The organism is Faecalibacterium sp. BCRC 81149 (assembly GCF_022750605.1).
Taxonomy (GTDB): Bacteria; Bacillota; Clostridia; order Oscillospirales; family Ruminococcaceae; genus Faecalibacterium; species Faecalibacterium duncaniae.
Window position 1 is genome coordinate 1 of record NZ_QXJA01000017.1, and the last position, 26,626, is coordinate 26,626.

At 59.1% G+C, this 26,626-nt stretch carries 22 protein-coding genes, 2 tRNA genes, 1 rRNA gene and 1 other annotated feature; of the genes, 8 read left to right on the forward strand and 17 right to left on the reverse strand.

Annotated elements, in window-relative coordinates:
- The 8 genes from D3F01_RS13945 to D3F01_RS13980 all read right to left on the reverse strand — a co-directional run.
- Positions 1-89: ribosomal RNA gene (locus D3F01_RS13945) — 16S ribosomal RNA — on the reverse strand; the annotation flags it as partial.
- Between the two features lie 413 nt (positions 90-502).
- Entirely contained in the window at positions 503-1,171 is a 669-nt protein-coding gene (locus D3F01_RS13950) for a sigma-70 family RNA polymerase sigma factor (protein ID WP_098923186.1), read from the reverse strand.
- 19 nt (positions 1,172-1,190) lie between these two features.
- Positions 1,191-1,631, reverse strand: coding sequence for an anti-sigma F factor (gene spoIIAB, locus D3F01_RS13955; protein WP_035395071.1), 441 nt, complete (start codon positions 1,629-1,631; stop codon positions 1,191-1,193).
- Positions 1,632-1,633: 2 nt separating this feature from the next.
- Entirely contained in the window at positions 1,634-1,948 is a 315-nt protein-coding gene (locus tag D3F01_RS13960) for an anti-sigma factor antagonist (RefSeq protein ID WP_005936547.1), read from the reverse strand.
- Between the two features lie 184 nt (positions 1,949-2,132).
- On the reverse strand, positions 2,133-3,398 hold the full coding sequence (locus D3F01_RS13965) for a folylpolyglutamate synthase (protein WP_242889317.1): 1,266 nt from the start codon (positions 3,396-3,398) through the stop codon (positions 2,133-2,135).
- A gap of 4 nt (positions 3,399-3,402) precedes the next feature.
- The gene (locus tag D3F01_RS13970; RefSeq protein ID WP_005936544.1) at positions 3,403-3,912 is read right to left on the reverse strand and encodes a VanZ family protein; all 510 of its coding nucleotides are present in this window, start codon (positions 3,910-3,912) and stop codon (positions 3,403-3,405) included.
- Positions 3,913-3,916: 4 nt separating this feature from the next.
- Entirely contained in the window at positions 3,917-6,622 is a 2,706-nt protein-coding gene (locus tag D3F01_RS13975) for a valine--tRNA ligase (protein WP_242889318.1), read from the reverse strand.
- A 56-nt stretch (positions 6,623-6,678) separates the two neighbouring features.
- Positions 6,679-6,910: a binding site (T-box leader), on the reverse strand.
- 31 nt (positions 6,911-6,941) lie between these two features.
- On the reverse strand, positions 6,942-8,732 hold the full coding sequence (locus D3F01_RS13980) for a bifunctional homocysteine S-methyltransferase/methylenetetrahydrofolate reductase (protein ID WP_242889321.1): 1,791 nt from the start codon (positions 8,730-8,732) through the stop codon (positions 6,942-6,944).
- Positions 8,733-8,884: 152 nt separating this feature from the next.
- On the opposite strand from D3F01_RS13980, the gene D3F01_RS13985 reads away from it, so the two are divergent.
- From D3F01_RS13985 to D3F01_RS14000, 4 genes are all read left to right on the forward strand, one after another.
- Complete coding sequence (locus D3F01_RS13985) at positions 8,885-9,490, forward strand: GNAT family N-acetyltransferase (protein WP_242889323.1); 606 nt, start codon at positions 8,885-8,887, stop codon at positions 9,488-9,490.
- On the forward strand, positions 9,487-10,752 hold the full coding sequence (gene hflX, locus D3F01_RS13990; RefSeq protein WP_117506146.1) for a GTPase HflX: 1,266 nt from the start codon (positions 9,487-9,489) through the stop codon (positions 10,750-10,752). The genes D3F01_RS13985 and hflX overlap by 4 nt, the downstream gene beginning before the upstream one ends.
- Positions 10,753-11,267: 515 nt before the next feature.
- Positions 11,268-11,708 carry an Lrp/AsnC family transcriptional regulator gene (locus D3F01_RS13995; protein ID WP_097771813.1) on the forward strand — a complete coding sequence of 147 codons (441 nt, stop codon included), beginning with the start codon at positions 11,268-11,270 and terminating at the stop codon, positions 11,706-11,708.
- Positions 11,709-11,866: 158 nt separating this feature from the next.
- Positions 11,867-12,421: a DUF4358 domain-containing protein gene (locus D3F01_RS14000; RefSeq protein WP_242889326.1), complete on the forward strand. Its 555-nt coding sequence runs from the start codon at positions 11,867-11,869 to the stop codon at positions 12,419-12,421.
- 88 nt (positions 12,422-12,509) lie between these two features.
- Here D3F01_RS14000 and D3F01_RS14005 read toward each other — a convergent pair whose 3' ends face one another.
- A complete protein-coding gene (locus D3F01_RS14005) occupies positions 12,510-13,994 on the reverse strand; it encodes a C69 family dipeptidase (RefSeq protein ID WP_242889331.1) in 1,485 nt (494 codons plus the stop codon).
- A gap of 86 nt (positions 13,995-14,080) precedes the next feature.
- Positions 14,081-14,962 (reverse strand): type II CAAX endopeptidase family protein, encoded by an 882-nt coding sequence (locus D3F01_RS14010; RefSeq protein ID WP_242889332.1) that lies wholly within the window; start codon positions 14,960-14,962, stop codon positions 14,081-14,083.
- 177 nt (positions 14,963-15,139) lie between these two features.
- On the opposite strand from D3F01_RS14010, the gene D3F01_RS14015 reads away from it, so the two are divergent.
- The 4 genes from D3F01_RS14015 to D3F01_RS14030 all read left to right on the forward strand — a co-directional run bounded on the left by D3F01_RS14015 (position 15,140) and on the right by D3F01_RS14030 (position 17,088).
- Positions 15,140-15,213, forward strand: a tRNA-Gln gene (locus D3F01_RS14015).
- A 34-nt stretch (positions 15,214-15,247) separates the two neighbouring features.
- Positions 15,248-15,320 (forward strand) — tRNA-Pro (locus D3F01_RS14020).
- Between the two features lie 148 nt (positions 15,321-15,468).
- On the forward strand, positions 15,469-16,545 hold the full coding sequence (locus D3F01_RS14025) for an ATP-dependent 6-phosphofructokinase (RefSeq protein ID WP_005936506.1): 1,077 nt from the start codon (positions 15,469-15,471) through the stop codon (positions 16,543-16,545).
- Positions 16,546-16,632: 87 nt separating this feature from the next.
- Positions 16,633-17,088, forward strand: coding sequence for a DUF3592 domain-containing protein (locus D3F01_RS14030; protein ID WP_097771809.1), 456 nt, complete (start codon positions 16,633-16,635; stop codon positions 17,086-17,088).
- 299 nt (positions 17,089-17,387) lie between these two features.
- On the opposite strand, the gene rfbB is transcribed toward D3F01_RS14030, so the two are convergent.
- The 7 genes from rfbB to D3F01_RS14065 all read right to left on the reverse strand — a co-directional run bounded on the left by rfbB (position 17,388) and on the right by D3F01_RS14065 (position 26,516).
- Entirely contained in the window at positions 17,388-18,452 is a 1,065-nt protein-coding gene (gene rfbB, locus D3F01_RS14035; RefSeq protein WP_117506151.1) for a dTDP-glucose 4,6-dehydratase, read from the reverse strand.
- Between the two features lie 53 nt (positions 18,453-18,505).
- Entirely contained in the window at positions 18,506-19,420 is a 915-nt protein-coding gene (rfbD, locus tag D3F01_RS14040) for a dTDP-4-dehydrorhamnose reductase (RefSeq protein ID WP_117534607.1), read from the reverse strand.
- 19 nt (positions 19,421-19,439) lie between these two features.
- Positions 19,440-20,327: a glucose-1-phosphate thymidylyltransferase RfbA gene (gene rfbA, locus D3F01_RS14045; protein WP_156182605.1), complete on the reverse strand. Its 888-nt coding sequence runs from the start codon at positions 20,325-20,327 to the stop codon at positions 19,440-19,442.
- Between the two features lie 287 nt (positions 20,328-20,614).
- Positions 20,615-21,406: a glycosyltransferase gene (locus D3F01_RS14050; RefSeq protein ID WP_117506152.1), complete on the reverse strand. Its 792-nt coding sequence runs from the start codon at positions 21,404-21,406 to the stop codon at positions 20,615-20,617.
- A 4-nt stretch (positions 21,407-21,410) separates the two neighbouring features.
- Complete coding sequence (locus D3F01_RS14055; RefSeq protein WP_242889333.1) at positions 21,411-23,840, reverse strand: glycosyltransferase family 2 protein; 2,430 nt, start codon at positions 23,838-23,840, stop codon at positions 21,411-21,413.
- A 131-nt stretch (positions 23,841-23,971) separates the two neighbouring features.
- A complete protein-coding gene (locus D3F01_RS14060; RefSeq protein WP_242889349.1) occupies positions 23,972-25,042 on the reverse strand; it encodes a sporulation protein SpoIID in 1,071 nt (356 codons plus the stop codon).
- 154 nt (positions 25,043-25,196) lie between these two features.
- On the reverse strand, positions 25,197-26,516 hold the full coding sequence (locus D3F01_RS14065) for a hemolysin family protein (protein WP_186851728.1): 1,320 nt from the start codon (positions 26,514-26,516) through the stop codon (positions 25,197-25,199).
- Positions 26,517-26,626 lie beyond the last annotated feature (110 nt).

Consider the following 26,626-nt stretch of genomic DNA (forward strand, 5'->3'; position numbering starts at 1 on the left):
GGAAGCAAGCTTCCTCTCTCTCGTTCGACTTGCATGTGTTAGGCGCGCCGCCAGCGTTCGTCCTGAGCCAGGATCAAACTCTTTATAAATGATATTTATCACTTAAAAAGTGTTAAATCTTGTTTCGCTCAGCACGCAATCGCTTGCGTCCTGTGTGAATTACTTTGTTTGGAATTGTTTAACGTGTTTTTCCAACACGAAAATAGGTTCCGTTACAAGTTTTTCGATATTGTTCAATTTTCAAGGTCCTGTAGTGCCTCAGCCTTAGCGGCTGATAGCTTGTACATTCTAGCACATTTGTGTTGGAATGTCAAGCACTTTTTTGAAGGTTTTTTGAAGTTCTTGGAAGAACCAATCGACCTTCGTCACTTTTCATCCGTTTTTTCTGAAGCGTTTGTGTCAGACATCCGCCTGACAGTAATGTATTCTAGCACAGACTCAGACAAAAAGCAAGCCCTTTTTTCACATTTTTCAAGAAAAGCCCTATTTTCTTTTGCACGGCTCATTCCAATAACCGCTCCCGCATTTTGCGCAGGATCTTGCGCTCCCGCCGGGAGATCTGTACCTGCGTGGTATGCAGCACTTTTGCCGTCTCACTCTGGGTGCGGTTGGCATAGAACCGCAGGCGGATCAGGAGCCGATCCTCTTCCGGTAGACTTTCCAGTACCTCGGCCAGACCGATCTTATCCGCAAGTTCTTCCTCCGGAGATTCCACCGGGATATCTATCTGCCGGTCATTGTTCTCCCCTTCCGGGGTCAGGCTCAGGGCGGGCTGTGCAGCCTGGATCGCAAGCGTGATGTTCTCCACGCTCTCCCCCAGCTCTTCTGCCAGTTGAGAAAGGGTCGGCTCGGTGCCGCAGAGCTTCCTGTGATGTTCCCGCGCCGCATTGACCCGCAGTCCCAGTTCTTTTAAGGAGCGGCTGACCTTGACTGTGCCGCCCTCCCGGAAGAGCTTTTTGATCTCGCCCAGGATCACTGGCACTGCATAGGTAGAAAAGCAGACACCACGCCCCTCATCAAAGCCATCGGTCGCCTTGACCAGTCCCATGCAGCCAGCACCGTAGAGATCATCGTATTCAATGCCCCTGCCCCGGAAGCGTCCGGCACAGGCGTGTACCAGCCCGAGGTTCTGTTCAATGAATGCACTGCGCCGGGTCTTGTCCGTTACCATGGTATTCCCTCATTTCCTTTTATGTAGAGGGCTTTTCCTCCAGATGCTTTGTCAGAATGACCCGGGTGCCCCGGCCGGGAGCGGAGCGCACACTGACTTTATCCATAAAGCTCTGCATGACCGCAAAACCGAGACCGGAGCGCTCCTCCGGGTTGCCGGTGGTGAAGAGCGGCTCCATCGCCCTGGGGATATCCGGGATGCCGACCCCTTTGTCTGCGATCACGATCCTGACCACCCGCCCCGGATAAACGGAGACTGTCATGGTGATGGGCCCCACCCGGTCGGGGTAGGCGTGGACGATGCAGTTGGTGACGGCTTCGGATACCGCCGTTTTCAGGTCAGCCAGCTGGGGCACGGTGGGGTCATACCGGGCCAGAAAAGCCGCCGCCGCACCGCGGGCATACGCTTCGTTGACGCTGAGGGAATCAAATTGGATCCTGGTCGTGTTTTCCGCTTTCATCTTCATTCCTCCTGTCCTGCATCCGTGCAGGGGATATTGGCCAGCCGCAGAACGCGGCGCAGCTGCTCCGGGGCGTGCTGGATACGCAGGGTTCCGCCCAGACTGCGGGCGCAGCGCTGGCGGCCCAGAATCAGCCCCACCCCGGACGAATCCATAAACCCAACCCCGCCCAGATCGAGCACCAGTGTTTTGGGGGTGCGGGCCAAAAGGGCATCGTCCAGCTGGATGCGCAGGTTCTGTGCGGCATCGTGGTCGATCTCACCTGCCAGATAGGCATAGAGCAGATCGTCCGCCGCACTGAATGTAACTGTTGCCATTTTCTGTCCTTTCCTTGCGTGAATCGCTCAGGCTTGTCCGGTCTGCCGGAGGCTTCCCCTTTCCGGGAGGGCGGCAGTGCGAAACACAGCCCGAGCGGTTTCCTCTAAACCAAAATAAAAGAGCCTGTACACGTTTTCATCAGTGTACAGGCTCTTTCGGGCATATTTTAGAAAAGGGTGTCGCTTACTTTTCAGCCAGCAGATCGGCAGCTTCCAGTGCGATGGCTTCGCCGCCGCAGATCAGAAGGCCGCGGCGGCTGTTGGCCCGGGCAAGCTCCACGGCTTCGGCCAGACTCTCGCAGAGCTCGGCATCAAAGTGGTAGCGTGCCTTTTCCAGCAGGCGCTCGGTCATGGCGGCATCCGTACCCGCCGGGGGAACGAGGAACACCTTATCAAAGGGATTCTCGCTCATGCCGGGCATGGTGGTACGGTCTTTTTTCTGGGTCTCAGCCGTCAGGCCGCTTTCCAGCGCGGAGAAGAAGGCCTCGGCTCCTTCTTCCTCTGCCAGGCCGATGACAGCGCTCAGGTGGCGCACCTTGGCCATGTTCAGGACACGCAGCAGGGCAATGGCCTGCTGCGGGGTGCGGCAGGCATCCAGCACCACCAGCGGGCGCTGGGAGAGGACCCGGATGCTGCTGCGGTTCCCCACAGCGGCCAGACCTTCCAGAATGGCTTCATCGGGGATGTCATAGCCCTTTTTGCAGAGGGCCAGGGCCAGCTCCACCGCAATGGCGGCACTGCCCGCCGCGTGACGGCCCAGGAAGGCCAGCGGCACGGTATAGCCGCCGTAGTCCACACGGCTGGCGAACTTTTCGGCTTCGAGGAAGGTGATGTCATCGGGGTCCGGCACGACCAGCTCACAGTCTGCCTTACCGGCGGCCACGACGAGCTCACTGACCACAGCCTTGGGCTGCTCAGGCGCGGTGACGCAGATGCTGCCCTTGCGCATGACACCGGCCGCCAGCGCGGCGGAGCGCTCCAGTGAGGCGCTGATGCCGTCCGGGCCGATGGAGGTGACCGCACAGACCGGCATCTTGGGCAGGGCCTCGGCAAGTCCCGCATCGGGCAGCTCCACCACAGCCAGCGCACAGCCTGCCTCGCCAAAGCAGCGGGCAGCGGCAGCCAGCTCGGCGGCAGCACGGGGCAGGGTCTCCCGGGCGCTCAGGGTCTCGGCGGCCTGTGCAAGCAGCTCCGGTGCCACAGGCTCCCCATTCACCCGGATGCGGGCAGAGAGCGGCTCACAGCCTGCGTGGTAGCTGCCGGTAACGAGGCCGGCAGCCCTGAGCACCGCCGCCGTGAGGGCGGCGGCGGTCGTTTTGCCAGCCGTACCGGCTACGCCCAGATAATCCACCCGGCCTGCCTTGGCAGAGAGGGCTTCCTGCAGCTGCCGGGCCGGGGCAAAGCCCTCGGGCAGAGATGCAAAATAGGCATTTGCCTGTTCAATGGTCATTGCGTCAAACCTCGTTTCGATGTTGATAGAGAATAATGCACATCCGGACAAGCCCCAGCAGGATGAGCCCCACCAGCAGGCCGGTCATCACACCGGAAAAATCGATCCAGATATCGGTGACCTGGCCGCTGCGGCCCGGCACAAAGAGCTGGATGGTCTCATCGGTCAGGGCTGTGAGCAGGCCGCCCAGCATGGGCCAGGACACATGCTTGAAGAAGTGCCGGGTGTACACCCGCAGGCAGAGCATGAGCAGGAAGCCTTCCAGCAGATACTCGCAGAAATGCGCCAGCTTGCGCACGATGTGCATGGTGAGCCGGTCAGCGGCACCGGGAAGCCCCAGATGCCGCAGGATGCCCTGCAGTATCCCCAGTACCCGGCCGCTGGCCCCCTCGGACACATCCGCGATCTGCAGAGAGTTGGAGAAGATGAACACGATGCAGCCGATGAGGGCAAAGGTAAAGATCACCCGCCACGCGATGAGCCACGGGGAGGTGCGTTGATTCTGTTCCTGCATCCGCTTAGCCCAGAGCCTTGATGCTCTGCTCGATGTTGGCCAGCTTGCTCTGGCTGTTGGTGCGCTTTGCGCGGATCTCTTCCACCAGAGCGGCGGGGGCACGCTCCACGAACTTGGGGTTGGCCAGCTGGTTCTCAAACATGGCCAGTTCCTTCTCAGCCTTGGCCTTTTCCTTGTTCAGGCGGGCCAGCTCCTTCTCGCGGTCGATCAGCTCCATCATGGGGATAAAGCCGCGGGCGGTGTGGGTGGACACCTGCACCATGCCATCGGTGCTGCCCTCGTACTTTTCCGTAAAGGTCACGTCGGTGGCAAAGGCAAACTTTGCCAGATAGACCTCTGCATTCCGGAAGGGAGCGGGATCAACCGTCTCGATGATCATACTGGTCTTTTTGGCAGGATGGACATTCATCTCGGTGCGCATGGTGCGGACTGCCTTGATGTAGTCCATGACCTTTTCAAAGGCTTCCTCTTCCTCGGCCCAGTTGTGTGCCTCGTCAAAGGTGGGCCAGCTCTGGGTCATAATGGTCTCGGCGGAGCCGGGCAGGGCCTGATACAGCTCCTCCGTGATGAAGGGCATGAAGGGATGCAGCAGCTTGAGGGCCTTGTCCAGCACATACACCAGCACACGGCGGGCAGTATCTGCCTGCTCTGCATCGCCGGAGTTCAGGCGGGGCTTTGCGATCTCGATGAACCAGTCGCAGTAGACATCCCAGATGAAGCTGTTGATCTTGGCAGCGGCCAGACCCATCTCGAAGTGGTCGAGGTTGTCGGTCATGGCACCGGCCACCTGATTCAGCTTGGTCAGCACCCACTTGTCGCTCATGTCCAGCTTGCTCTCCTCGGGCAGGCCGGGCTGGAAGTCCTCGGGCAGGTTCATCAGGACAAAACGGGTGGCGTTCCACAGCTTATTGGCAAAGTTGCGGGCAGCCTCCACCTTCTTCTCGCTGTAACGCATATCGTTGCCAGGGGTGGAGCCGTCCAGCAGCATGAAGCGCAGTGCATCCGCGCCGTACTGGGCAATGACCTCCAGCGGGTCGATGCCGTTGCCCAGGCTCTTGGACATCTTGCGGCCCTGGCTGTCGCGGACGATGCCGTGGATGCAGACAGTGTCGAAGGGAGCCTTGCCGGTGTAGGCCAGGCCGGAGAAGATCATGCGGCTGACCCAGAAACCGATGATATCATAGCCGGTGACCAAGGTGTTTGTGGGGTAGAAATACTTCAGGTCCGCGCTGTCCTCATTGGGCCAGCCCAGAGTGCTGAAGGGCCACAGAGCGGAAGAGAACCAGGTATCCAGGGTATCGGGGTCCTGGGTGAAGTGGCTGCCGCCGCACTTGGGGCAGGTGCAGGGCATCTCTTTGGCGACCACGGTCTCGCCGCAGTCATCGCAGTAGAAGGCCGGGATCTGGTGGCCCCACCACAGCTGACGGCTGATGCACCAGTCGCGGGTGCCCTTCATCCAGTTGAGGTAGTTCTTGGTAAAGCGCTCGGGCACGAACTTGATCTCGCCCTTCTCCACGCTCTCGATGGCGGGCTTTGCCAGCGGCTCCATCTTAACGAACCACTGCTTGGAGACCATGGGCTCGATGGTGGAGTGGCAGCGGTAGCAGGTGCCGACCTCGTGCTTCAGGGGCTCGATCTCCTTCAGGAAGCCGCCCTCCTTCAGGTCTGCCAGAATGGCCTTGCGGGCCTCGAGGGTGGTCATGCCGGCATACTTGCCGCAGTCCAGTACCTCGGGCTCGTTCACGGTGTTCTTGCCTGCGGCAAACAGTGCATCTGCAGCGGCCTTATCGGCAGCACCGGTCATGTGGCCGTCGTAGGTAAACACCCGGACGATGGGCAGATCATGGCGCAGACCCACTTCAAAGTCGTTGGGGTCGTGGGCGGGGGTGATCTTGACGACACCGGTGCCCTTGGTCATATCAGCGTGCTCGTCGCAGACGATGGGGATCTCCTTGTTCAGCAGGGGCAGGACAACATGGCAGCCGTGGAGGTGGGCATAGCGGGGGTCCTCGCCGTTGATGGCAACAGCGGTATCACCCAGCATGGTCTCGGGGCGGGTGGTTGCCAGCTCCAGCATCTCGCCGGTCTCCTTGACCGGGTAGAGCAGGTGCCAGAAATTGCCGTCCTTTTCCTCGTACTCCACCTCGGCATCCGAGATGGAGGTGTTGCAATGGGGGCACCAGTTGACCATCCGGTTGCCGCGGTAGATCAGGCCCTTGTCATACAGGCGCACGAAAACTTCCTTGACGGCATCCGAGCAGCCCTCGTCCATGGTAAAGCGCTCCCGCTGCCAGTCACAGCTGGTGCCCAGCTTTTTCAGCTGGCTGACGATGCGGTTGCCGTACTTGGTCTTCCAGTCCCAGGCGCGCTCCAGGAAACCGTCGCGGCCCACCATCTCCTTGGTCAGGCCCTCGGCACGCATAGCCTCCACGACCTTGGCCTCGGTGGCGATGGATGCGTGGTCGGTGCCGGGCACCCACAGGGCGGCATAGCCCTGCATCCGCTTGGTGCGGATGAGCACATCCTGCATGGTGTTATCCAGCGCATGGCCCATGTGGAGCTGACCGGTCACGTTCGGAGGGGGCATAACGATGGTGTAAGGCTTCTTGTCGGGGTCCGCTTCCGTGTGGAAGTAGCCGCCGTCCTGCCAGAACTGGTAGATGCGGTCTTCCACCTGGCTGGGATCGTACTGTTTTGCGAGTTCTTTCATTGTATCCTCCCAAAAATGTGATGAGTGGGACGAAAAAAGCCGCCCCACGGAACGTTCCATGGGACGGCTGTAAACTACATACCGCGGTACCACCCAAATTGCACCGGCTGCAAACACAGCCTGTGCCCCTTGATGCCCCGGTAACGTGGGGCAGCTCCGAGGGCGGCTACTGGCTTCACCGCCCCTGCTCAAAAGCGACAGTGCGCAGCGCTTACCTGCCGGGCTCTCACCTGACCCCGGCTCTCTGCAAGGCGGTTTGCCGCGCACACTCTTTCTCGTTGCATTTATACAAAGAATATAACGTTTTTTTGGCGTTTTGTCAATATGCTCCGAGAACTTCCTGCTTCAATCTGCCGATCAGCCGCTCCATCAGGGCCACCCGGTTGAAGGGGGTCATCAGGTAGAGGCCGTCCGCATACGGCAGGGCGGCCTTTGCCATTTCCAGCGAGATGGCAAGACCCAGCTCCTCGCCCTGGGCACGGTCGAGCCCGGCAAACTTTTCAATGATCCAGTCCTCCACATGGATGCCGTTGATCTCGTTCTCCATGAAGATGGCGTTGCGCTGGCTGACCACCGGCATGATACCGGCCAGGATCTTTGCATCGGCCCCCAGCGTCTCCCGGGACTTTTTCAGGTTTTCCACCGCCTGTGCCGAGAGCACCGGCTGGGTCAGAAAGCCGCTCATGCCGTTTTCCAGCTTCTCCTTTGCCCGGCGCAGCTCCACATCAAAGTTGCGGGCATTCAGATTCAGGGCACCGAACACGGTCATGGGGCCGGGCATCTCCCGGCCTTCCCCTGCCAGCGAGACGATGTACTGGGCCAGCTTGCGGGAGTTGAACTGGTAAACGTTCTTCACCTCGTCCCGCTCTGCCGTGGGGATGGGATCACCGGTGATGGCCAGCACCTCCCGCACGCCCTCGGCATACAGGCCCAGCAGCAGGGCCTTGGTGGCGTTCAGGTTGCGGTCGCGGCAGGTCATGTGGGGCAGGGTGCACAGCCCCAGCTCCCGGTGGACCCGGCAGGCCACCAGAGAGGAATCCATCCGGGCCTGTGCAATGGGGCAGTCGGCAATGGTCAGCAGGTCAGCGCCCGCCGCCTGCAGCTTTTTTGCCCCTTCCAGATAACCGGTCAGGTCCGCATTGCGGGGAGAATCCAGCTCAATGGCAATGACCTTTTCCCCTGCGTTCAGCTTACGCAGGAAAGCGTCCTCATTTTCCACCGTCTGTTCCTTCACGGTGGAAAACTCTTCTGCCGGAGCCGTTTTTTCCACCACGGGCAGGCGGTCCAGCTCCGCCCGCAGGGCGGCAATGTGGGCAGGGGTAGTGCCGCAGCAGCCGCCCAGGATCTGAACCGTGCCCTCGGCGGCCAGACGGCCCAGCTCCCTTGCAAAGTACTCCGGCCTGCCCTGATACTTCACCTGCGTCCGGGTGACAACGGGATAACCCGCGTTGGGCATGACCGACAGGGGCAGCGTGCCCCCCAGCTGCTTTGCCAGTGTGCGCATGGCACCGGGTGCCGACACGCAGTTCAGGCCCACGGCATCCACGATGCCGCTTTCCTGCATCCGCCGGGCAAGGTCTTTGCAGTACATACCCTCCCGGGTGTAGCCGTCGGGCAGGACCGCAAAGGACACCAGCACAAAGGCATCCGGCACTTCCGCCTTGATGGCCCCCACGGCATCCAGAAGGCCCGCATCGGAGCTCAGGGTCTCGAATAGGAAATTCCTGGCTCCCAGCGCCGCGAACTGCTTTGCCACAGCCGTATATACCTGCCCCGCCGGAACCGCCTCGGTATCCGGAGCCGGGCCGAGGTCTGCAAAAACGGCGGCACCCATCTCCTCTGCGGCCTGCACAGCCAGCTGCCAGCCTGCCTGCGCCAGCTGTTCCCAGCCGGGCGCGTGTGCCGCCGCCAGCCGGGGCAGGCTGAAGGTATTCGTCTTGACGGCATCAGCCCCTGCCGCCAGATACTCCCGGTGGACAGCCAGCACCCCCGCCGGGTCGGTCAGGTTGGCCTGCTCGCACTCCACCCCGGGAGCCGCCTTATAATAGGTACCCATAGCACCATCAAAAAGCAGGGGGCGGGTCTGCAACAGTTCGCGAATGTTCATCATATATACTTCCTCGCATCTCACAAATGAGCTCTATATTCTTCAGTTTAATGAAGTTTCGACTCTTGTCAAGCGTTTTTTTGAGGCATCGCTTGCAGGCAGGGCAGTTTTGTGCTATCCTATGCGTAACTTTTACATGTGAGGAGAGATGTACCATGCGCCACGCAGGCACACAAACGATTGAAACGGAGCGGCTGCTTCTCCGCCCGCTGACCCCGGAGGATGCCCCCATGATGTACGCCAACTGGGCCAACGACCCGGACGTGACCCGCTGGCTGCGGTGGGAGCCCCATAAAAACGTGGACGAGACCCGGGAACTGCTGGCCGCATGGGCGCTTCTCTACCCCAATGGAGATTACTACGAGTGGGGCATTGTGGAAAAGGCCACCGGACAGTTGTTTGGCACCATCGGCGTGTTCACATCCAGTTCCGCCGAGCCGGAGCGTGACCCCTGGCCCGGCTTCGACCACACAAACGGCGTGTGGGAAGTGGGCTACTGCATCGGCAAGGCCTGGTGGAACAAAGGTTTTACCACCGAAGCGCTAAAAGCAGTGGTAGAATACTGGTTCAAAAATACAGATAGTAGCTGGCTGGCCTGCTGCCATGCGTTTGAAAATCCTGCCAGCGGCCGGGTCCAGCAGAAAGCCGGCTTTGTCTACGACCACGATGCTGTCTACCACAAATTTGACGGCACACCGGTTGCCTGCAGGTGCTACGCATTGACAAGAGAACATTACGAAGAACTGAGAGGTTTATTTTGAGCGAACTTTATGACATTTTAGTAGAAACGCCCCCCACAAAGGTTATCTTACTGGCCCTGGATCAGGGGCTTTGGGACTGTGAGCGCAGCCTGAACGAGCTGGCTGCACTCTGCGAGGCCAACCACATGGAGGCTGTGGCATCTGTGACCCAGAAGCGGCAGACCCCCGAGACCGGCATCGTGCTGGGCAGCGGCAAGCTGGAGGAGGCCGCCGCTGCCGCCGCGGAGCTGGGTGCCGAATGTGCCGTGTTTGACGGCGAGCTGACCGGCAGCCAGATCCGCAACATCTCCACGGCGCTGGGCGGCATGGAGGTCATTGACCGCACCATGCTGATTCTGGAGATCTTCCGCAGCCGCGCCGTGACCAACGAGGGCAAGCTGCAGACCGAGCTGGCGCTTCTGCGCTACCGCCTGCCCCGCCTGCAGGGAATGGGCGAAAGCCTGAGCCGCCAGGGCGGCGGTGGCGGCGGCGGTGGTGGTGCCCGCCGTGGTGCCGGTGAGACCAAGCTGGAGCTGGACCGCCGCCACGTCCACGCCCGCATCGACGCACTGGCCGAAAAGCTGGCCGAGATGGAAAAGCGCCGGGGCGAGAGCCGCAAGGCCCGGGCCAAGACCGGAATGCCGGTGGTCAGCCTTGTGGGTTACACCAACGTGGGCAAATCCAGCCTGATGAATGCCCTGTGCGGCCCCAGCGTGGCCGAGGCCGACATGCTGTTTGCCACCCTGGACCCCACCAGCCGGAAGCTGGTTCTGCCCAGCGGCATGGCCGTTCTGCTGGTGGACACGGTCGGCTTTGTCTCCCGCCTGCCCCACAATCTGGTGGAGGCCTTCAAATCCACGCTGGAGGAAGCCGCATGGTCTGATGTCATCGTGCGGGTGGCGGACGCGGGCGACGACCAGCGGGAAGAACAGCTGGCCGTTACCGATGAGGTCCTGGACGGGCTGGACTGTGCCGACATCCCCCGCCTGACCGTTTACAACAAATGTGACAAGCCCAATGCCCTGAACTTTGACCCGGACATCCTGTTGACCAGCGCCAAGACCGGCTACGGTCTGGATGCCCTGCTGAAAAAGCTGGACGAGCTGCTCAGTGACCGGGTGCACACCATCCGGGTGCTGCTGCCTTATGATAAACTGGGCCTGGCCGCCCCCATGCGGGAGCGGGGCAGCGTGCAGTTGGAGGAGTACCGGGAGGACGGGCTTTATCTGGAAGGCATCGTCAAAACCGAGGACCTGCACTGTTTTGAGGGATTCTTGGTTTAATAAAGGGAATCGGCCGTTGGGGAGCTTTCCCACGCAAGTGATACGGGGCATTCCATCCCCCGCCCAACTGCCTGACGGCAGTCGGGTCCCACCCTCCGGACACTTGCTTTGGGAAACTCCCCGCCGTCCTATCGTCTCGAACAAATAAAAAAATCCCCAACAAACACAAAAACCCGCCTGGCAGCGGGTTTTTGTGTATAGAGGGGTGGGAAAGTATATAAAGTTGGGAATCGCAATTCAAATGCAGGCACTTGAGAAACAACATGTTTTGCGCAGTCTTTGGCGCTTACCGTGCCTCGCGATATGTATTATACGCTTTTTTCTTTTCTTGTCAAACAAAATTTTTGACATTTGCTTTAATTTAGCACTTTACATTTCGATCAAAACTTTATATAATTAACACAGAAAACACAAAAGCGAGTTTTTCCGCAGTTTATGCGATTGCGACAACAGTAAAACTTTACTTTCAAAAATTTTTGTATAATTCAACAAAAATATAAAAGGAGACCTTTCTCATGGACGATTTAGACCGCAAGATCCTCTCCCTTCTCGCAAAAAATGCCCGGATGCCCGTCAAGGAGATCGCCGAGCAGGTGGCACTGACCAGCCCGGCTGTTTCCAGCCGCATCCACAAGCTGGAGACCGACGGCATCATCAGCGGCTACACCGTGGTGCTGAACCGCCCGGCAGACCGTGTCTATGTGGACGCGCTCATCAGCCTGTCCGTCACACCCAGCCACCGGGACGAACTGGTGGAGCTGATGCAGAACAGCAAGGAGGTGCTGCAGTGCTACCATGTCACCGGTGCCTACACCTTCCTCATCAAAGTCAGCTGCGGCAGCATGCCCCAGCTGGAGCACCTGATCCTGCAGTTCCAGAAACTGGGCACCACCAGCACCCAGATCATCCTTTCTACTCCGGTCAACCACGGTGATCTGGAGGCACTGCAGCTGTAAGCCGTTCACAGAACTGTTACAACTGCCGTGCAATCTTCCGGCCTTCCGGGCCGTATTCCTGATACAAGGCCGCCGTTCAGCGGCTGCATAAACGCCCCCAAAGGCGGGCAGACTGATCACAATCACCCTGCCTTTGTCAGACGAAAGGAACTACGACCATGAAAAAACGCATTCTCGCCGCTCTGCTGGCTCTTGGCTGTGCCCTGCTGGTGTTCACCGGCTGCGGCAGCAAAAAAGATACCACCCCCAAAGACTACACCCAGATCATCCACGATGCCCGGGAAGCCGAGGACAATGATTATTATATGATCTTCTCCCCGGCAGAGGACGGCAAGTTCACCGCCCAGTACGGCTACAGCGCCAGCTATCCGGCGGATGACCTGAACGATGAGATTCAGAACATGCTGCTCCCCCTGTTGGACCTGCCCGAGGGCAGCTACACCGATCTTGCCGCCTCCCTCTCTTCCATGATGGTGCAGAGCTACGGCGTTGCCATCATCAAGCCTGCTGAGGGCAAGACGCAGGAGGTCGTGGACGCAATGGATGCCTATATCCAGAACCAGCAGCAGACGATGGAGCACTACCTCGAGGATCAGTACCAGATCGCCGCCGCCGCCAAGGTGGCCACTGTCCCCACCGGCGAAGTGGTCATGGTGTGCTGTGAGAACAGCGATGCCGTGATGAACGCCATCAAGACCGCTCTGGCCGCTTAAATTATCTTTCAAAACAACAATGCCCTGTACCGTTTTGCATGGTACAGGGCATTCTTATTTCTACCAGATGGATTATATCGTTCAAATATCACATATCCGAACGGGAATAGGCGTTCTTCATATTGCTGCTCAGCTCAAACAGCACCTTATCCAGCGTGTCGGCGGCGCGGGCCTTGACCTCAGCGGCCAGGGCCTCGTTGGCCTCCTGGCGCAGGGCGGCGCGGCGGGCGGGGTCGGTCTCGGCCAGCTGCTTTGCGTCATACTGATTCAGCAGGGCACGGCAGGCGGAGAGCACCCCCAGCTCATAGCGCTCGACATGGAACACCGACTTGCCATAGGAAGCATCCGCCATCGCAGCGATCATCCGGCTGACCCAGTAAAAGCTGTCGGTGGACACCTCACCGGTGGTGCCGGCCAGATAGGCCGGGGTCATCTCCACGTTGGCATAGAAGGGCACCATGGCGTTCAGGGCATTGGAGGCGTAGGCCACCCATTCCACTGCCTGCAGGTCGGCGGGCAGATCAGGCCGCAGCTGAATCAGCGCCACAAAGTCGTTGCGGTTGATGCCGATGGAGCGGTAAACGCCCCGGTTCTCTCTGGCACCGTAGCTTGCATACGGATCGTACGGCGTGCCCTGATAATGGCTGGACAGCACATACTTCACGTCCTCGGGGGTGATCTTCTTCTCAGGCACCATGCACCAGGGCAGGTCGTCGGAAGCCGGGGTATAGTCGGCATCGGGACCATCCCAGACCCAGGTGGTGGGGTTCAGGGTGCGCAGCATGTACCAGGCGCGGGGCGTGTTGTAAACGTGGTCGGAATCGGTGTGGCTGCCAAAGGCGGCACGAGGGTCGAACACGCCGTCCTGTGCCAGGTCCAGGTGATACTTTGCAATGAACTCCCTCAGGTCAGCCGAGCAGAGATGGTTTTCCTGCGCGCCAAAGGCATCGTCCAGATCAAAGGCATCGATGCCCAGCTGGTTCGGCATCACCACATAACTGTCATCGGGCACGCGGCGTGCCATCCAGTGATGGCCGCCGATGGTCTCCAGCCACCAGATCTCGTTCACGTCCTGGAATGCAATGCCGTTCATCTCGTAAGTACCGTAGGTCTCCAGCAGCTTGCCCAGCCGCTCCACGCCCTCGCGGGCGGTGTGGATGTAGGGCAGCACCAGATAGACGATGTCCTCCTCGCCGATGCCGCCGGGCACCTCGGGCTGCTCCCCCCTGGCAGGCTGGTACACCACCAGCGGGTCAGCGCCCAGCACGCGGGGGTTGGAGGTGATGGTCTCGGTGGCGGTCATGCCGACATTGGCGGCATTGACACCGGCTGCGGCCCAGATCCCCTTGCCCTCCACGGCGTTGGGCATGGCGGTCATCCGCATGGGGTCACCGGGCAGCGGGATCTCCACATGAGACAGCACCGAACGGTAGACCGCCGGATGCTCCTCGGGCTGGACCACCACGAATTTCTTTGCCGTGAAATGGCCGGAACCGGAATCGTCGTTGCGGGCGATCATGGTGGAGCCGTCATAGGATGCGTTTTTACCAACCAGAAGCGTTGTACATGCCATAATATCTTCTCCTCCGAATCGAAGTATTTGTCTCTCAGTTTGCCTTGACTGATTGTAATCCTTTTTGTTTCAAAAGGCAAGAGGGCTTACCGGAGCCGTTCCCCGTTTTCCTCCGGGGGCGGAGCAGCTGCCGGGGCGCAGTCCCGGCCAAAGTAGAGCGCCACCTCGCCGATCTTCTTTTTGCGCAGCAGGAAGAGAGTCGGGATCAGATAGATCAGGATCGAGAGCATCATGCTGGCATCATAGCCCGAAATGCTCTCGGCCACGTCCTCCGTGCCGTACAGACCGCCCACCAGCATAGAAGCAATGTCCATGGCCCCGTGCAGGAACACCGTGACCCACAGGTTGCCGGTGCGGAAATAGATGGCTGCGAACAGCGTGCCCAGCGATGCCGCAAAGACACACTGCATCAGCACACCGAAGGGAGCGCTGGACAGCAGATTGGTCAGGTGGGCCGCGCCAAACAGCAGGCCCGACAGCAGGCAGGCTTTCCAGACCCCCGCCCTGCCGGTGCCAAAGCGCTCCAGCAGGCTCTGGGCAATGACCCCGCGGAAGATGAACTCCTCCGCCACGCCCACCAGTGCCATGCTCAAAAAGAAGCTGAAGATGCTGAACGCAGGCTGCAGCTGGCCATCCTCGGGCATCCCGAACATCAGCTTGGTATACAGGCTGTAACCGATGAGCACCAGCGGATACATTCCCACCAGCAACCCGTTGAAAAAGCCGCTGCCCCGGCGGCGGAGCAGGTACATCTTACCGGTGCGGCCCAGAATGACCAACGCCACCACCATGCCCACCGCCTCCTGCACGGCGCTGAGGAAGTAGGAGTCCACCCGTTCCAGGTCCACTCCAAAGAGCACCAGTGCAAACACAATGAGATAGGATGCCAGCAGCAGGCTGCCCAGAAACAGCACCTCGGATAAAACGCAGAAGCCGATGGGATGCTTTGCGCGCAGACGTTTCAGCATAAAAATATCCTCCTGAATCTTAGTGGCTCTATTCTAACATACTTTGCCGGAAAGAGAAAGTTTTTGGCATTTTCTGCTCAGGCGAAAAAACTCAAAAAAAGTGTTGACAAGACCCGGGCTGTATAGTATAATATCCCTTGTCAGCGGCGAGGTTCAAAGCTGACGACAACAGAATGATGGGGATTTGCATAGTGGTAGTGCGGTAGACTCTGACTCTACTTGTGGGAGTTCGATTCTCTCATCCCCAACCAAAAAACCGCAGTCGCCTTCCGGCTGCGGTATTTTCGGGGCATAGCGCAGTTGGTAGCGCGCCTCGTTCGGGACGAGGAGGCCGTGGGTTCAAATCCCGCTGCTCCGATCGAAAAAGAGACATACTTCGGTGTGTCTCTTTTTTCTTTTTACAAAATTTTTTCTTGACACATTTCCCCTTTGGGAATACTCTTATAGTACCAGATATCCCCTGCTCTGCGGCGGGAAAGATCAAGAGGAAACGAGGGATTTGTGAGATGAAAAAACGTGTTGGCATCCTGACCTCAGGCGGCGACTGCCCGGGCCTGAACGCAACCATTCGCGGCGTGGCAAAGGCACTGTATGCCCGGATGGGTGATAATGTGGAGATCGTGGGCATCCTGAACGGCTACCACGGCCTGATCAATGGCGAGTACAGGGAGATGTGCGAGGACGACTTCCGCGGCATCCTGACACTGGGCGGCACCATTCTGGGTACCAAGCGCACCCCCTTCAAACTGATGCGCGTGGTCGAGGACGACAAGATCGATAAGGTCGCGGCCATGAAAAAGACCTACAAGGACGCAAAGCTGGACTGCCTGCTCTGCCTGGGCGGCAATGGCACCCATAAAACCGCCAACCTGCTCTCGCAGGAGGGCCTGAACATCATCGGCCTGCCCAAGACCATCGACAATGATATCTACGGCACCGATGTGACTTTTGGCTTCCACACCGCTGTGGACATTGCCACCGAGGTCATCGACCGCATCCACACCACCGCCGGCAGCCACAGCCGCGTGATGTGCATCGAGATCATGGGCAACAAGGCCGGCTGGCTGACCCTCTACTCCGGTATTGCAGGCGGCGCGGATATCATCCTGCTGCCCGAGCAGCCCTACGACATCGACCGCGTCTGCGAGGCCGTGGAGCGCCGGGCAAAGCGCGGCTCCAACTTCTCCATCATCGCCGTGGCCGAGGGTGCCATGAACGTGGACGAGGCCAAGCTGAAGCGCAAGGAGTGGACCGCCAAGCGCGCCGAGGCCGGTTACACCACCGCCACCAACCGCATTGCCGCTGCCGTCCAGAAAAAGACCGGCATGGAGACCCGGGTCTGCATCCCGGGCCACATGCAGCGCGGCGGCAGCCCCAGCGCCTACGACCGCGTGCTGGCCACCCAGTTCGGCAGCTACGCCGCCAAGCTGGTGGAGATCGAGCAGTACGGCGTTACGGTGGCTCTCGTGAACAACCACGTCATCTCCAACCGTCTGGAGGATATCGCCGGTAAGACCCGCAATATCCCTGAGGGCTGCGAGCTCCTCACCGTTGCCAAACGCATGGGAATCAGCTTGGGCTGAGAAATCTTTCCGGCATGACCGCAATCTTCTTCCCGGTTTATCCGTATTCCAAGTGTAACAAAACCTCGTGGAAGGAAGTGTATCTCCATGAAAAAAATCCATAAGTTCTTTTCTAAAGATTTGCTCCATATTCTTGGTGCTGTTGGGATTTTTGTTGCTTTTCTGATTTCTATCGCCTATAAGCAAGTTGGAATCGGGGCACTCATAGCTGCGTGGCTTATTGCTATCGCAATTATCGGGGTAGCATGGATTACAGACATCCGCAAAGCAGACCTGCTGAAAAACGGAAAGATTGTTTCCGGAAAAGTTACTGCAGTAAAAAGGGTTCACATAAAATTCCACATGAGTACCTATCACCTTGCTGATGAAGATGTAATTTATCCTTGGGTGATCCGGTACCAATATAAGATTGGAAAAGACACTTATTATGGACAGTCCCATTGGTTTTGGTTCAATCCTCTCGTGAGCAAGGGAACACCTATAAAGGTGACTATTGATCCTCAAAACCCAGAAAGAAGCATTGTTGCTGCATGGGAAAGTTAATAGATTGTTTCTTTCCTCTATGATGACGGAAATTCCAAGGGAGCACAATCTCCTTTGGCACACGACTTTGGTACAAAGTCTAGTATGTTACACCTCGATAAAGGTGTAACGTTCCCAGACGCAAAAAGTCCCATGCCCAGCACTTTGGCGGTGCGGGCATGGGACTTTTTGCTTTTTAGACCTAGCGGAGCGAACCGTAACCAATCCTGACATCCAGTTGCCGTGTCATTTGTTGAATACTGTTTTACGAACAGTCTGCGGATGGACGTTCCCTCTTTTTCAATATACCGAACAAGAACTTACTTATTCTTGTACATTTCCTCGTAGTATTTCTGGTAGTTGCCGCTGGTGATGTGCTCCATCCACTCCTCGTGCTCGAGATACCAGTCGATGGTCAGGACGATGCCCTTCTCGAACGGGGTCTCGGGGTACCAGCCCAGATCGTTCTTGATCTTGGTGGGGTCGATGCCGTAGCGGCGGTCGTGGCCCAGACGGTCAGCAACGTGCTTGATCAGATCCTCGCTGATGCCGTCGTCCTTCAGGCGGTCGTGCAGTTGCTCAATGATGGTCTTGACGATGAAGATGTTGGGGCGCTCGTTGTGGCCGCCCACATTGTAGACCTCGCCGATCTTGCCGCCGTTGCAGACCATATCGATGGCCTTGCAGTGATCCTCAACGTACAGCCAGTCACGGATCTGCATACCGTCACCGTAGACAGGCAGCTGCTTGTGGTGCTTGACATTGTTGATCATCAGGGGGATCAGCTTCTCAGGGAACTGATAGGGACCGTAGTTGTTGGAGCAGCGGGTAATGTTGATGGGCATACCGTAGGTATCGTGGAATGCCATAACAAACATATCGGCGCTGGCCTTGGAGGAGGAGTAGGGGCTGTGGGGGCACAGCGGGGTGGTCTCCATGAAGAAGCCCTCGGCACCCAGAGCGCCGTAGACTTCATCGGTGGAGACCTGCAGGTACTTCTTGCCTTCCTTCCAGGTCTTGGCATCGGCATCGTACCAGGCTTCCTTTGCACGCTGCAGCAGGTTCACGGTGCCCATGACGTTGCTCTGGACAAAGATCTCGGGGTTCTTGATGGAACGGTCCACATGGCTCTCAGCGGCAAAGTTGATGACATAATCGAAATCGTACTTTGCGAACAGGCTCTCCACCAGCTCCTTGTCGCAGATATCGCCCTGCACGAACACATGGCGGGGGTCGCCCTCCACATCCTTCAGGTTCTCCAGATTGCCCGCGTAGGTCAGCTTATCCAGGTTGACCAGCAGGATCTCGGGGTACTTCTTGAGCATATAGTGGACAAAGTTGGAGCCGATAAAACCGGCGCAGCCGGTGATCAGATATTTTTTCATAGGTTTATTCTACCTCAATTTTCAGGTTTTATCTTCTTGGGGAAGCTTTCCCCTTATTTCATTCCATTCTCGCCGTCCCAGTGCTCAAAGAAGCAGGCCAGGGCCTCTTTCCAGTCCCGCACATCGTTGCCCACGGTGCAGCGGAGCATCCGGTTGTCCAGTGCGCTCCACTTGGGGCGGTCGGCGCTTTCGGGGTGCTTGGCCTTGTACTCCTCGCTGGTGCAGGGGGCCACAGAGGCATCCACACCAGACAGGCGGATGATCTCGGAAGCAAAATCGTACCAGGAGCAGATGCCCTCACCGGTGCAGTGATACAGGCCGTACTCATGGGTCACGCAGAGCTGCAGCAGCTCATGGGCCAGGTCAACCGCGTTGGTGGGGTTGCCGCACTGGTCGTTGACCACCTCCAGCTTGCCGAATTTCCGGCCAGCGTTGACGATGGTCTTGACGAAGTTCTTGCCGTAGTAGCTGTACAGCCATGCCGTGCGGACGATAAAGTGGCGGTGGCAGAACTGCTCCACATACTTTTCGCCCATGAGCTTGGTGGAGCCGTAGGCGCTGATGGGGCCGGGAATGGTGGCCTCGTCCTGTGCAATGCCGCCGTTCTCACGGCCGGAGAACACATAGTCCGTGGAGACATGCACCAGGCGGGCACCGGTCTTTTCGGCGGCCTGTGCCAGATTGCGGGGGCCCAGAGCGTTTGCCTTGAAGGCTGCGTCGTGGTTCACCTCGCAGCCGTCCACGTTGGTGTAGGCGGCGCAGTTGATGATGACATCCGGGCGCTGGCGGCGGATAAAGTCATCCACCATCTTATAGTTGGAGATGTCCAGCTCCGGCAGGTCCACCGGGATCACGGTGGCATTCATCAGCTTTTCGGGAATGGGGCCGATCTCGCTGCGGCCCTCCCGCAGCTGCTTGATGATCTCGGTGCCAAGCTGGCCCTTGCAGCCGGTGACGATGATTTTCATGGGTGATTCCCCTCCTGCATCAATATCTCAGTTTTCCATCGGCCACGTTCTTGAGGTGTTGGCCGTAGGGGCTCTTACCATAACGGGAAGCGCTCTCCAGCAGGGTCTCGCGGTCGATCCAGCCGTACTTGAAGGCGATCTCTTCGGGGGCGCTGATCTTGATGCCCTGACGCTTCTCGACCATGCGGACAAAGTCGGCGGCATCCACCAGGCTCTCCATCGTGCCGGTATCCAGCCATGCAAAGCCTCGGCCCAGCAGCTGGACATCCAGCTCGTCCTTCTTCAGGTACATATCGTTCAGGGTCGTGATCTCCAGCTCACCGCGGGCAGAAGGCTTGACCTGCTTTGCCATCCGGACCACTTCCTTGTTGTAGAAGTACAGGCCGGTGATGGCGTAATTGCTCTTCGGGTGCTCGGGCTTTTCTTCCACGCTCAGCACCTTGCCGTTCTGGTCAAATTCCACGATGCCGAAACGCTCGGGGTCCTGCACATAATAGCCGAACACAGTGCAGCGGCCTTTGGTCTCTGCATTGGCGGCGGCAGTCTTGAGGATCTTGGAGAAGCCGTTGCCGTAGAAGATGTTGTCGCCCAGGATCATGGCGCAGCAGTCGTCGCCGATGAACTCTTCGCCCAGAATAAAGGCCTGTGCCAGACCATCGGGAGAGGGCTGGACCTTATATTGCAGATGGATGCCGTACTGGCTGCCATCGCCCAGCAGCGCCTCAAAGCGCGGCGTATCAGTGGGGGTTGAGATGATCAGGATATCCTGAATGCCCGCCAGCATGAGGGTGGACAGAGGATAGTAGATCATGGGCTTATCGTAGACAGGCAGCAGCTGCTTGCTGGTGACCATCGTCAGCGGATAAAGCCGGGTGCCGGCACCGCCGGCCAGAATAATGCCTTTCATAATTTGTGCACTCCTTTATTTGTATTGAAAAAGTTGTGCAGCTATACGGGATGAAACGCTCACCTCGTAATATTCAAAGCGGAGCTGCGTCCGCTGTCAACAAAGTTACAGGGTAAAAGTTCTGGCCGCGCGGGGCGGCATCAGATAGTTTTACACCTTATTCTACTCTCAAATCGAAAAAAAAGCAAGAAAAAACGGCCTGTTCCAGAATTTTTTCCGGAACAGGCCGTCAAACAGAACCGTTCAGCCGCCCACGGCGGCAGCACATCGCGATGGTGGAGCGTTTCTTACCACTTGAAGCCCCACTTATGGAAATACTTCAGCAGGTTTCCCGTCTGCCAGAGGGCGGGCTTGAGGTCCCGGTGGGCAGCGCGGTGCCAGGCGTGGATGGCGGTATACTGGGGCACCAGATACACCTTGCCCCGGGTGCGCATCTTCTGGGTAAGGTCCGCATCCTCCACATACATGAAGTAGCTCTCGTCAAAGCCGCCCACCGCCTTGAAGGTGCTGGTGCGCACACCGGAAAAGCTGCCGGTGCAGAACTCGATCTCGATGGGCCTGGTCAGGTCCTCATCCAGCATCAGGTAGTGGTCGTTCTGGCCTTTCCAGAAGCTGAGCCGGGGCAGCTGGCGGTAGAGCATGGGCCGCAGGGCGCACCGGCGCAGGGGCAGCCGCTGGGGCTTGCCGTCCGGGAACACCAGCGAAGGCCGGGCCATCACGGCATCCGGGTGGGCAGCCATCCAGTCGGCCAGATCACTCAGGGTATCAGCGGTCAGCTGGATATCCGGATTGAGGATAAAGTGGAAATCGCTGTCCAGCTCGGGCAGGATCATATTGTGGCCGGTGCCAAAGCCGCCGTTCTCGGTGCGGCAGTGCACCACCACCTGCTGGCCCGGACCTGCTGCCAGCAGGCCGTCCGCCACGGCCTGCTCCAGCTTTTTGCCGCTGCCGTCCGGGCTGGCATTGTCCACCAGATAAAGGGTCACCGGGTAGCGGCGTGTGCAGTGCAGCACCGTCTGCGCCGCCTTCAGCGCCTCGTCATAGCCGTTGTAAACAACGATACAAGCAGAGAGTTTCATCAATTCACTCCAAAGGCAGGATCTTCAGCGTGAAGTCCTCACGCTGGATATCAAAGTTGGGGTTGGTGCAGGGATCGCCCGCGGCCAGCAGGTCTCCCCAGCGGGCCTGGAAGCGGAGCACCTCGCCCTGGAAGCGCTTCTGCTTTTCGGGGTTGTCCTCGGTGCCGCGGCTCTTGCTCTCGTAGTGGTAGAGCTGGGCAAAGGGGGTAAACACGTTGGTGTAGCCCGCCTCCCGCACACGGACACAGAAATCCACATCGTTGAAGGCCACGGCATAGCTCTCGTCCAGGCCGTTCATCTCATCATAGATCTCCCTGCGGATGAGCAGACAGGCGGCGGTATCGCCGTAAACATCCTGCACATAGTTCAGCCGCCCCATGTAGCCATCGGATGCCGCCGGGAAATACTTGTGCAGGTGGCCCGCCACACCGCCGATGCCAAAGCCGATACCGGCGTGCTGAATGGTGTCATCGGGGTAGAGCAGCTTTGCACCCACACAGCCCACCCGCTTCTGCTGGGCGTACATGACCATCTCCTCCAGCCAGTTGGGGGTGATGACCTCGGTATCGTTGTTGAGCAGCAGCAGGTATTCGCCGGTGGCATACTGCTCGCCAAAGTTGTTCAGGGCGCTGTAATTGAAGCCCTTGCCCTCCCAGGTCACGACCTTGAGGTTGTCCGGGTGTTCCTTCTGCATCCGCTCGTAGGCGCGGAAGGTCTCGGGCTGCTTGCTGTTGTTCTCGATGAGGATGAGTTCAAAATCCGGGTAGGTGGTGCGGGCATAGATGGAATCCACGCAGAGCTCCAGATCCCGGATGTGGTCGCAGGTGGGGATGAGGATGCTCACCCGGCCCGGGTGCTGGATGGTGTAATCGGTCTTGTAATAGCCCGGAGTGCCGGGGATGAGGGCGACATCATCCACAGCGATCCCGCAGCGGGCATAGTGGGCCTTGAGGGCCGCAATGCCTGCGTCGATGCAGTAGGTCTTGGCAGAGATATCCGCCGCCGTGCTGCCGGGGCTGGAGCGCCAGTAATACAGGGCATGGGGGATGTGAACGATCTTCTCAGCCTGCTCCGTCAGGCGGAGGAACAGCTCGTAATCCTGGCTGCCGTTGTACTCCATCCGCTCGCCGCCGCCGGCCCGTTCCATCAGGGCGCGGCTGAACACGGTCAGGTGGCAGATGTAGTTATTGGAGCGGAGGTTGTCCAGCATGAAGTCGGGCTTGAAGTGGTAGAGCACCACATGCTCCGGCTTCCCCTCAAAGGTCGCCTCGTCGGTGTAGACAAAGTCGGCCTTCTGCTCGGCAATGGCCCTGGCCGCGTACCACAGGGCGCAGGGATGCAGCAGGTCATCGTGGTCCAGCAGGGCGATATACTCACCGGTGGCCATCTCAAAGCCCTTGTTGGTGTTGCCGGGGATCAGCTCATTCTTTTCCAGCTTCTGATACCGGATGCGTGCATCGGCCTTCGCACGGGCCTGCACATGCTGGCCTACGGCCTCGTCCTTACCGGCATCCACGCAGCAGAGCTCCCAGTTCTTGTAGGTCTGGTTCACCACGGAATCCAGCATCTCGTCCAGGAAATCCAGCGGGGTGTTGTACAGAGGCACCACGATGCTGATCTTGGGACCGGCAGGCTGATCGTTCGCCTGCCTGACCAGCAGCTCCACCGGGGCAAAGCGGTCGGCCCGCAGGAGGTTCCCCGGGAAGAGGGCGGCATACTCCCGCCTGGCGCGGGCGTGCTCCCGCACTCCCGAGATGCCGTCCCGGCGCAGCTCACCCAGCAGGACGAAAAGCGGAAAGGTGTGCCAGATCTGGCGGCTCTTGCTGACAACATACCGCATGGGCCAGGTCAGCTTCCAGAAGGTAGAGCTGGTCACCTCGTTCAGGGTCTTTTCCAGGTTCTTGGCATGGCTGCGGCTCAGGGAAAGATCGCTGCGGAGCCGCTCAATGAGGGCGGCTTCCTCGTTGCAGGTGCGCTCGGCACGCACCATCCGGTCCCGCAGGAGGTCCAGCTCCTTCTCATAGCCCGCGATCATCTCGGCGGTGGCAGGCTGGACTGTGCAGTACAGAGCCGACTGCTGGGCACGGCCCCGGCTGCGCCAGCGGAAATCCCGGTAGTAGCCCCGGCGGGCCAGCTCTTCGGCCCAGCCCTCAGCCACGTTGCTGCCGGTAAACACCAGCAGCACCTGCCCGGGCATCTGCGCGGGCATCTCCACCCAGGCGGGGTCCTCCACCACCAGCAAGTCTGCCTGCCGGGCAGCCACTGTAAAGGGGTTGGCATCCACGCCCGCCCGGTGCAGGGCCTTTTCCAGTGCCGGGGTCTCGGCGTTCAGCACCGCAGCTGTTGCCGGGGCCAGCTCCTCCGCAATGCGCTGTGCCAACAGGCGGCAGCGCTCCATGTCCTGCTTTGTTTCCTTTGCTTTCTCCAACTGCATTCCGACTTCTCCACTTCACTGGGCCATTCCACCGCCCAGACGCATTTTTACAAACTATAATAGTATACCAGATTTCGTCCCGTTTGAGAAGCGCTTTTCCGCATTTCCTGCGCTTTCCGGTGCAAATTTTATTACAGTCCCAGCAGGCTCCACAGCCAGCCGAACAGGCCGCCGTTCGAGCTGCCGCTGCCCACCGTGCCAAAGGACACGCCGGTATAGTAGTGGCGCAGGATGTCCCGGTAGCCCATGCCCTGCTCCTGCGCATAGCCCACCATGCCGCACTGACTCATGCCCACGCCGTGGCCAAAGCCATAGTAGTTCATGCAGGAGGTTCCGTTCTCGTCCGCGCTGAAATCAAAGCAGTAGCGGGAGGAAACGAACTGGCCGATGTAGCGGTAGCTTTTTCCGTTCGAGACAAAGGTATTGTACTGGACAAAGCCGCCCAGATCCTTATGGGTGGTGTCGGCGCTCTCGTAGGGCTGGCCGGTCCTGCTGTCGTTGTACTCGGTGTAGCGGTAGTCCTTGCCGATGACCCGGCGCATCAGGTTGTGATACTGCTCCTCGTAGGGGCTTTCCACGCTCTGCAGATAGGGCACATCGGTGCCCCAGGCATCCAGACCGGAGCAGGTGCCGTACACGCCGGTCTGGGTGTTGTACCCCGCGCTGGCCGACCACACTGCATCGATGACGCTGCCGTTGCAGGTCAGCACCTCGTCCTTGACCTCAGAGACTGCCCTGCGGATGGCGCTGCGGGCAGAGGAAGGGATCTGATCCACGGGGGTGTACACCAGCGCGTTGGCCGAAGAGCCATATTTCTTGTGGTATTCCAGATAGGAGTGGATGGCCACCGCCTGCGCTTTCCACGCCTGCTGTGCCGCCGCGTCACTGACATAGCTGCCGATGGAGCCCAGCTCGGTGTAGGTGATGCCCACCAGACAGTCCTCAAGATCCAGGGTCACGTTCCGGCGCAGGCCCTGCCCCTTGACGTTCAGGTAGGGCATGGTGATGGTATCGCCGGAGCCGAAGAGCCAGCTCAGGCAGTTTTCCTCCTCGTCCGGGATCAGAGTAGTATTGGCACCGCCCATGGTGGTGGCACCGGCGGGCAGGGTGTCCCCTTCCGCTGCAAAGGCGGCAGGCACTGCCATGCAGAGCAGCACCACCGCCAGCATCAGCGCCGCACACCGGCGCGCAAACTTCGACATCCGTTTCAAGTTCCTTGTCCTCCTGCGTTCTGTATTTTATTCAGTTTAGCACAGTGCAGGGCTGCGGGCAAGGACTTGAATCAAGAAAACGCCGCCGGGCAGAGCCAAAAGCTCCACCCGGCGGCGTTTCACTGTTTCTATCTTATGCTTCCTGTCAGCGGCTCTCCCCGCGCTGCGCAATGCGGGAGAAGCGCTTATCCTTTTCGTCGTCCTTCTCGGCATCCTCAGCCGGGGCGGCGGGAGTCAGGCGCACCTCCGTCACGCGGCGCTTGGCGGTGCGGGTAACAACACCATCGTACTCGCCCAGGGTAAAGCGGTCGCCTACCTTGGGCAGATGGCAGGTCTTTTCCTGCACCAGACCGTTGACGGTATTGGAATCGATATCCTCTTCCTCCGGCAGGTCCAGCTCCTCATACAGATCATCGACGCTGGCAGAGCCGGACACCAGCCAGCTGCCGTCCGACTGCTTGCGGAAGTCCTCAGTGACCTCGTCGTGCTCATCCCAGATCTCACCCACCAGCTCTTCCAGGATATCCTCCAGCGTGATGATACCCTCGGTGCCGCCGTATTCGTCCACAACAACGGCCAGGTGGTGGTGCTGCTCCCGGAGGGTGCGCAGCAGCTGGGAGATCTGCGTGGAGCCCGTGGTATACAGGGTGGGCACCACCAGATCATCGATCTTGGTCGCCTTTTTCAGGCGGGCGATATAGAAATCCTTTTCATGTACCACACCAATGATGTTATCAATGGTGCCGTGGTAGACAGGCAGACGGGAGTAACCGGACTCCGCAAAGGTCTGGGCCAGCTCCTCCAGCGGGATATCATCCTCCACAGCCACCACATCCACACGGGGGGTCAGGATCTCTTCCACCTCCACGTCATCGAACTCGATGGCGCTGCGGATGAGCTCGCTTTCCCGGTCGGTCAGTTCGCCGTCGTTTTCAGCTTCGCTGACCATGGTCATCAGCTCACCCTCTGTGATGGTATCGGCCTCGCCGCTGTGGACAAAGCGGCCCAGCAGCTTCTTCCACTGGGTGAACAGCCAGGTCAGCGGGGTCATCAGGGCCATCAGGAGCACAAGGAAGGGCGAGACTGCCGTGGCCACCTTTTCCGGCATTTCCTTGGCCAGGCTCTTGGGAGTCACTTCGCCAAAGATCAGCACGATGATCGTCAGCACAATGGTGGACACCGTTGCGCCCCGCTCGGCACCCAGCATCCGGGTAAACAGGATGGTGCCAATGGAGGCGGCGGCGATGTTCACGATATTGTTGCCGATCAGGATGGTGGAAAGCAGCTTGTCATACTGCTCCGCCATGTTCAGCACCCGGGCGGCAGAGGAATCGCCGTCCTCGGCGCGGCTTTTCAGGCGGATCTGATTCAGGGAGGAAAATGCGGTCTCGGAAGCGGAGAAAAAGGCGGAGAAACCCACCAGGATCACCAACGCCACCCAGAGCGTCATACTGCCATCGTCCATAATAAAGGAAAATCACACTCAACTTTCTGTTTTTTATTAAAGAACGGACTCCCTCAGTCTGCTTCGCAGCCAGCTCCCTCAAAGAGGGAGCCTTGCCGCACGGTCAGCCT

Coding starts and splice junctions, on each gene's coding strand:
- D3F01_RS13950 (WP_098923186.1), bottom strand. CDS start 1,171: ATGGTAACGGACAAGACCCGGCGCAGTGCATTCATTGAACAGAACCTC.
- spoIIAB (WP_035395071.1), bottom strand. CDS start 1,631: ATGAAAGCGGAAAACACGACCAGGATCCAATTTGATTCCCTCAGCGTC.
- D3F01_RS13960 (WP_005936547.1), bottom strand. CDS start 1,948: ATGGCAACAGTTACATTCAGTGCGGCGGACGATCTGCTCTATGCCTAT.
- D3F01_RS13965 (WP_242889317.1), bottom strand. CDS start 3,398: ATGACCATTGAACAGGCAAATGCCTATTTTGCATCTCTGCCCGAGGGC.
- D3F01_RS13970 (WP_005936544.1), bottom strand. CDS start 3,912: ATGCAGGAACAGAATCAACGCACCTCCCCGTGGCTCATCGCGTGGCGG.
- D3F01_RS13975 (WP_242889318.1), bottom strand. CDS start 6,622: ATGAAAGAACTCGCAAAACAGTACGATCCCAGCCAGGTGGAAGACCGC.
- D3F01_RS13980 (WP_242889321.1), bottom strand. CDS start 8,732: ATGATGAACATTCGCGAACTGTTGCAGACCCGCCCCCTGCTTTTTGAT.
- D3F01_RS13985 (WP_242889323.1), top strand. CDS start 8,885: ATGCGCCACGCAGGCACACAAACGATTGAAACGGAGCGGCTGCTTCTC.
- D3F01_RS13995 (WP_097771813.1), top strand. CDS start 11,268: ATGGACGATTTAGACCGCAAGATCCTCTCCCTTCTCGCAAAAAATGCC.
- D3F01_RS14000 (WP_242889326.1), top strand. CDS start 11,867: ATGAAAAAACGCATTCTCGCCGCTCTGCTGGCTCTTGGCTGTGCCCTG.
- D3F01_RS14005 (WP_242889331.1), bottom strand. CDS start 13,994: ATGGCATGTACAACGCTTCTGGTTGGTAAAAACGCATCCTATGACGGC.
- D3F01_RS14010 (WP_242889332.1), bottom strand. CDS start 14,962: ATGCTGAAACGTCTGCGCGCAAAGCATCCCATCGGCTTCTGCGTTTTA.
- D3F01_RS14025 (WP_005936506.1), top strand. CDS start 15,469: ATGAAAAAACGTGTTGGCATCCTGACCTCAGGCGGCGACTGCCCGGGC.
- D3F01_RS14030 (WP_097771809.1), top strand. CDS start 16,633: ATGAAAAAAATCCATAAGTTCTTTTCTAAAGATTTGCTCCATATTCTT.
- rfbB (WP_117506151.1), bottom strand. CDS start 18,452: ATGAAAAAATATCTGATCACCGGCTGCGCCGGTTTTATCGGCTCCAAC.
- rfbD (WP_117534607.1), bottom strand. CDS start 19,420: ATGAAAATCATCGTCACCGGCTGCAAGGGCCAGCTTGGCACCGAGATC.
- rfbA (WP_156182605.1), bottom strand. CDS start 20,327: ATGAAAGGCATTATTCTGGCCGGCGGTGCCGGCACCCGGCTTTATCCG.
- D3F01_RS14050 (WP_117506152.1), bottom strand. CDS start 21,406: ATGAAACTCTCTGCTTGTATCGTTGTTTACAACGGCTATGACGAGGCG.
- D3F01_RS14055 (WP_242889333.1), bottom strand. CDS start 23,840: ATGCAGTTGGAGAAAGCAAAGGAAACAAAGCAGGACATGGAGCGCTGC.
- D3F01_RS14060 (WP_242889349.1), bottom strand. CDS start 25,042: ATGTCGAAGTTTGCGCGCCGGTGTGCGGCGCTGATGCTGGCGGTGGTG.
- D3F01_RS14065 (WP_186851728.1), bottom strand. CDS start 26,516: ATGGACGATGGCAGTATGACGCTCTGGGTGGCGTTGGTGATCCTGGTG.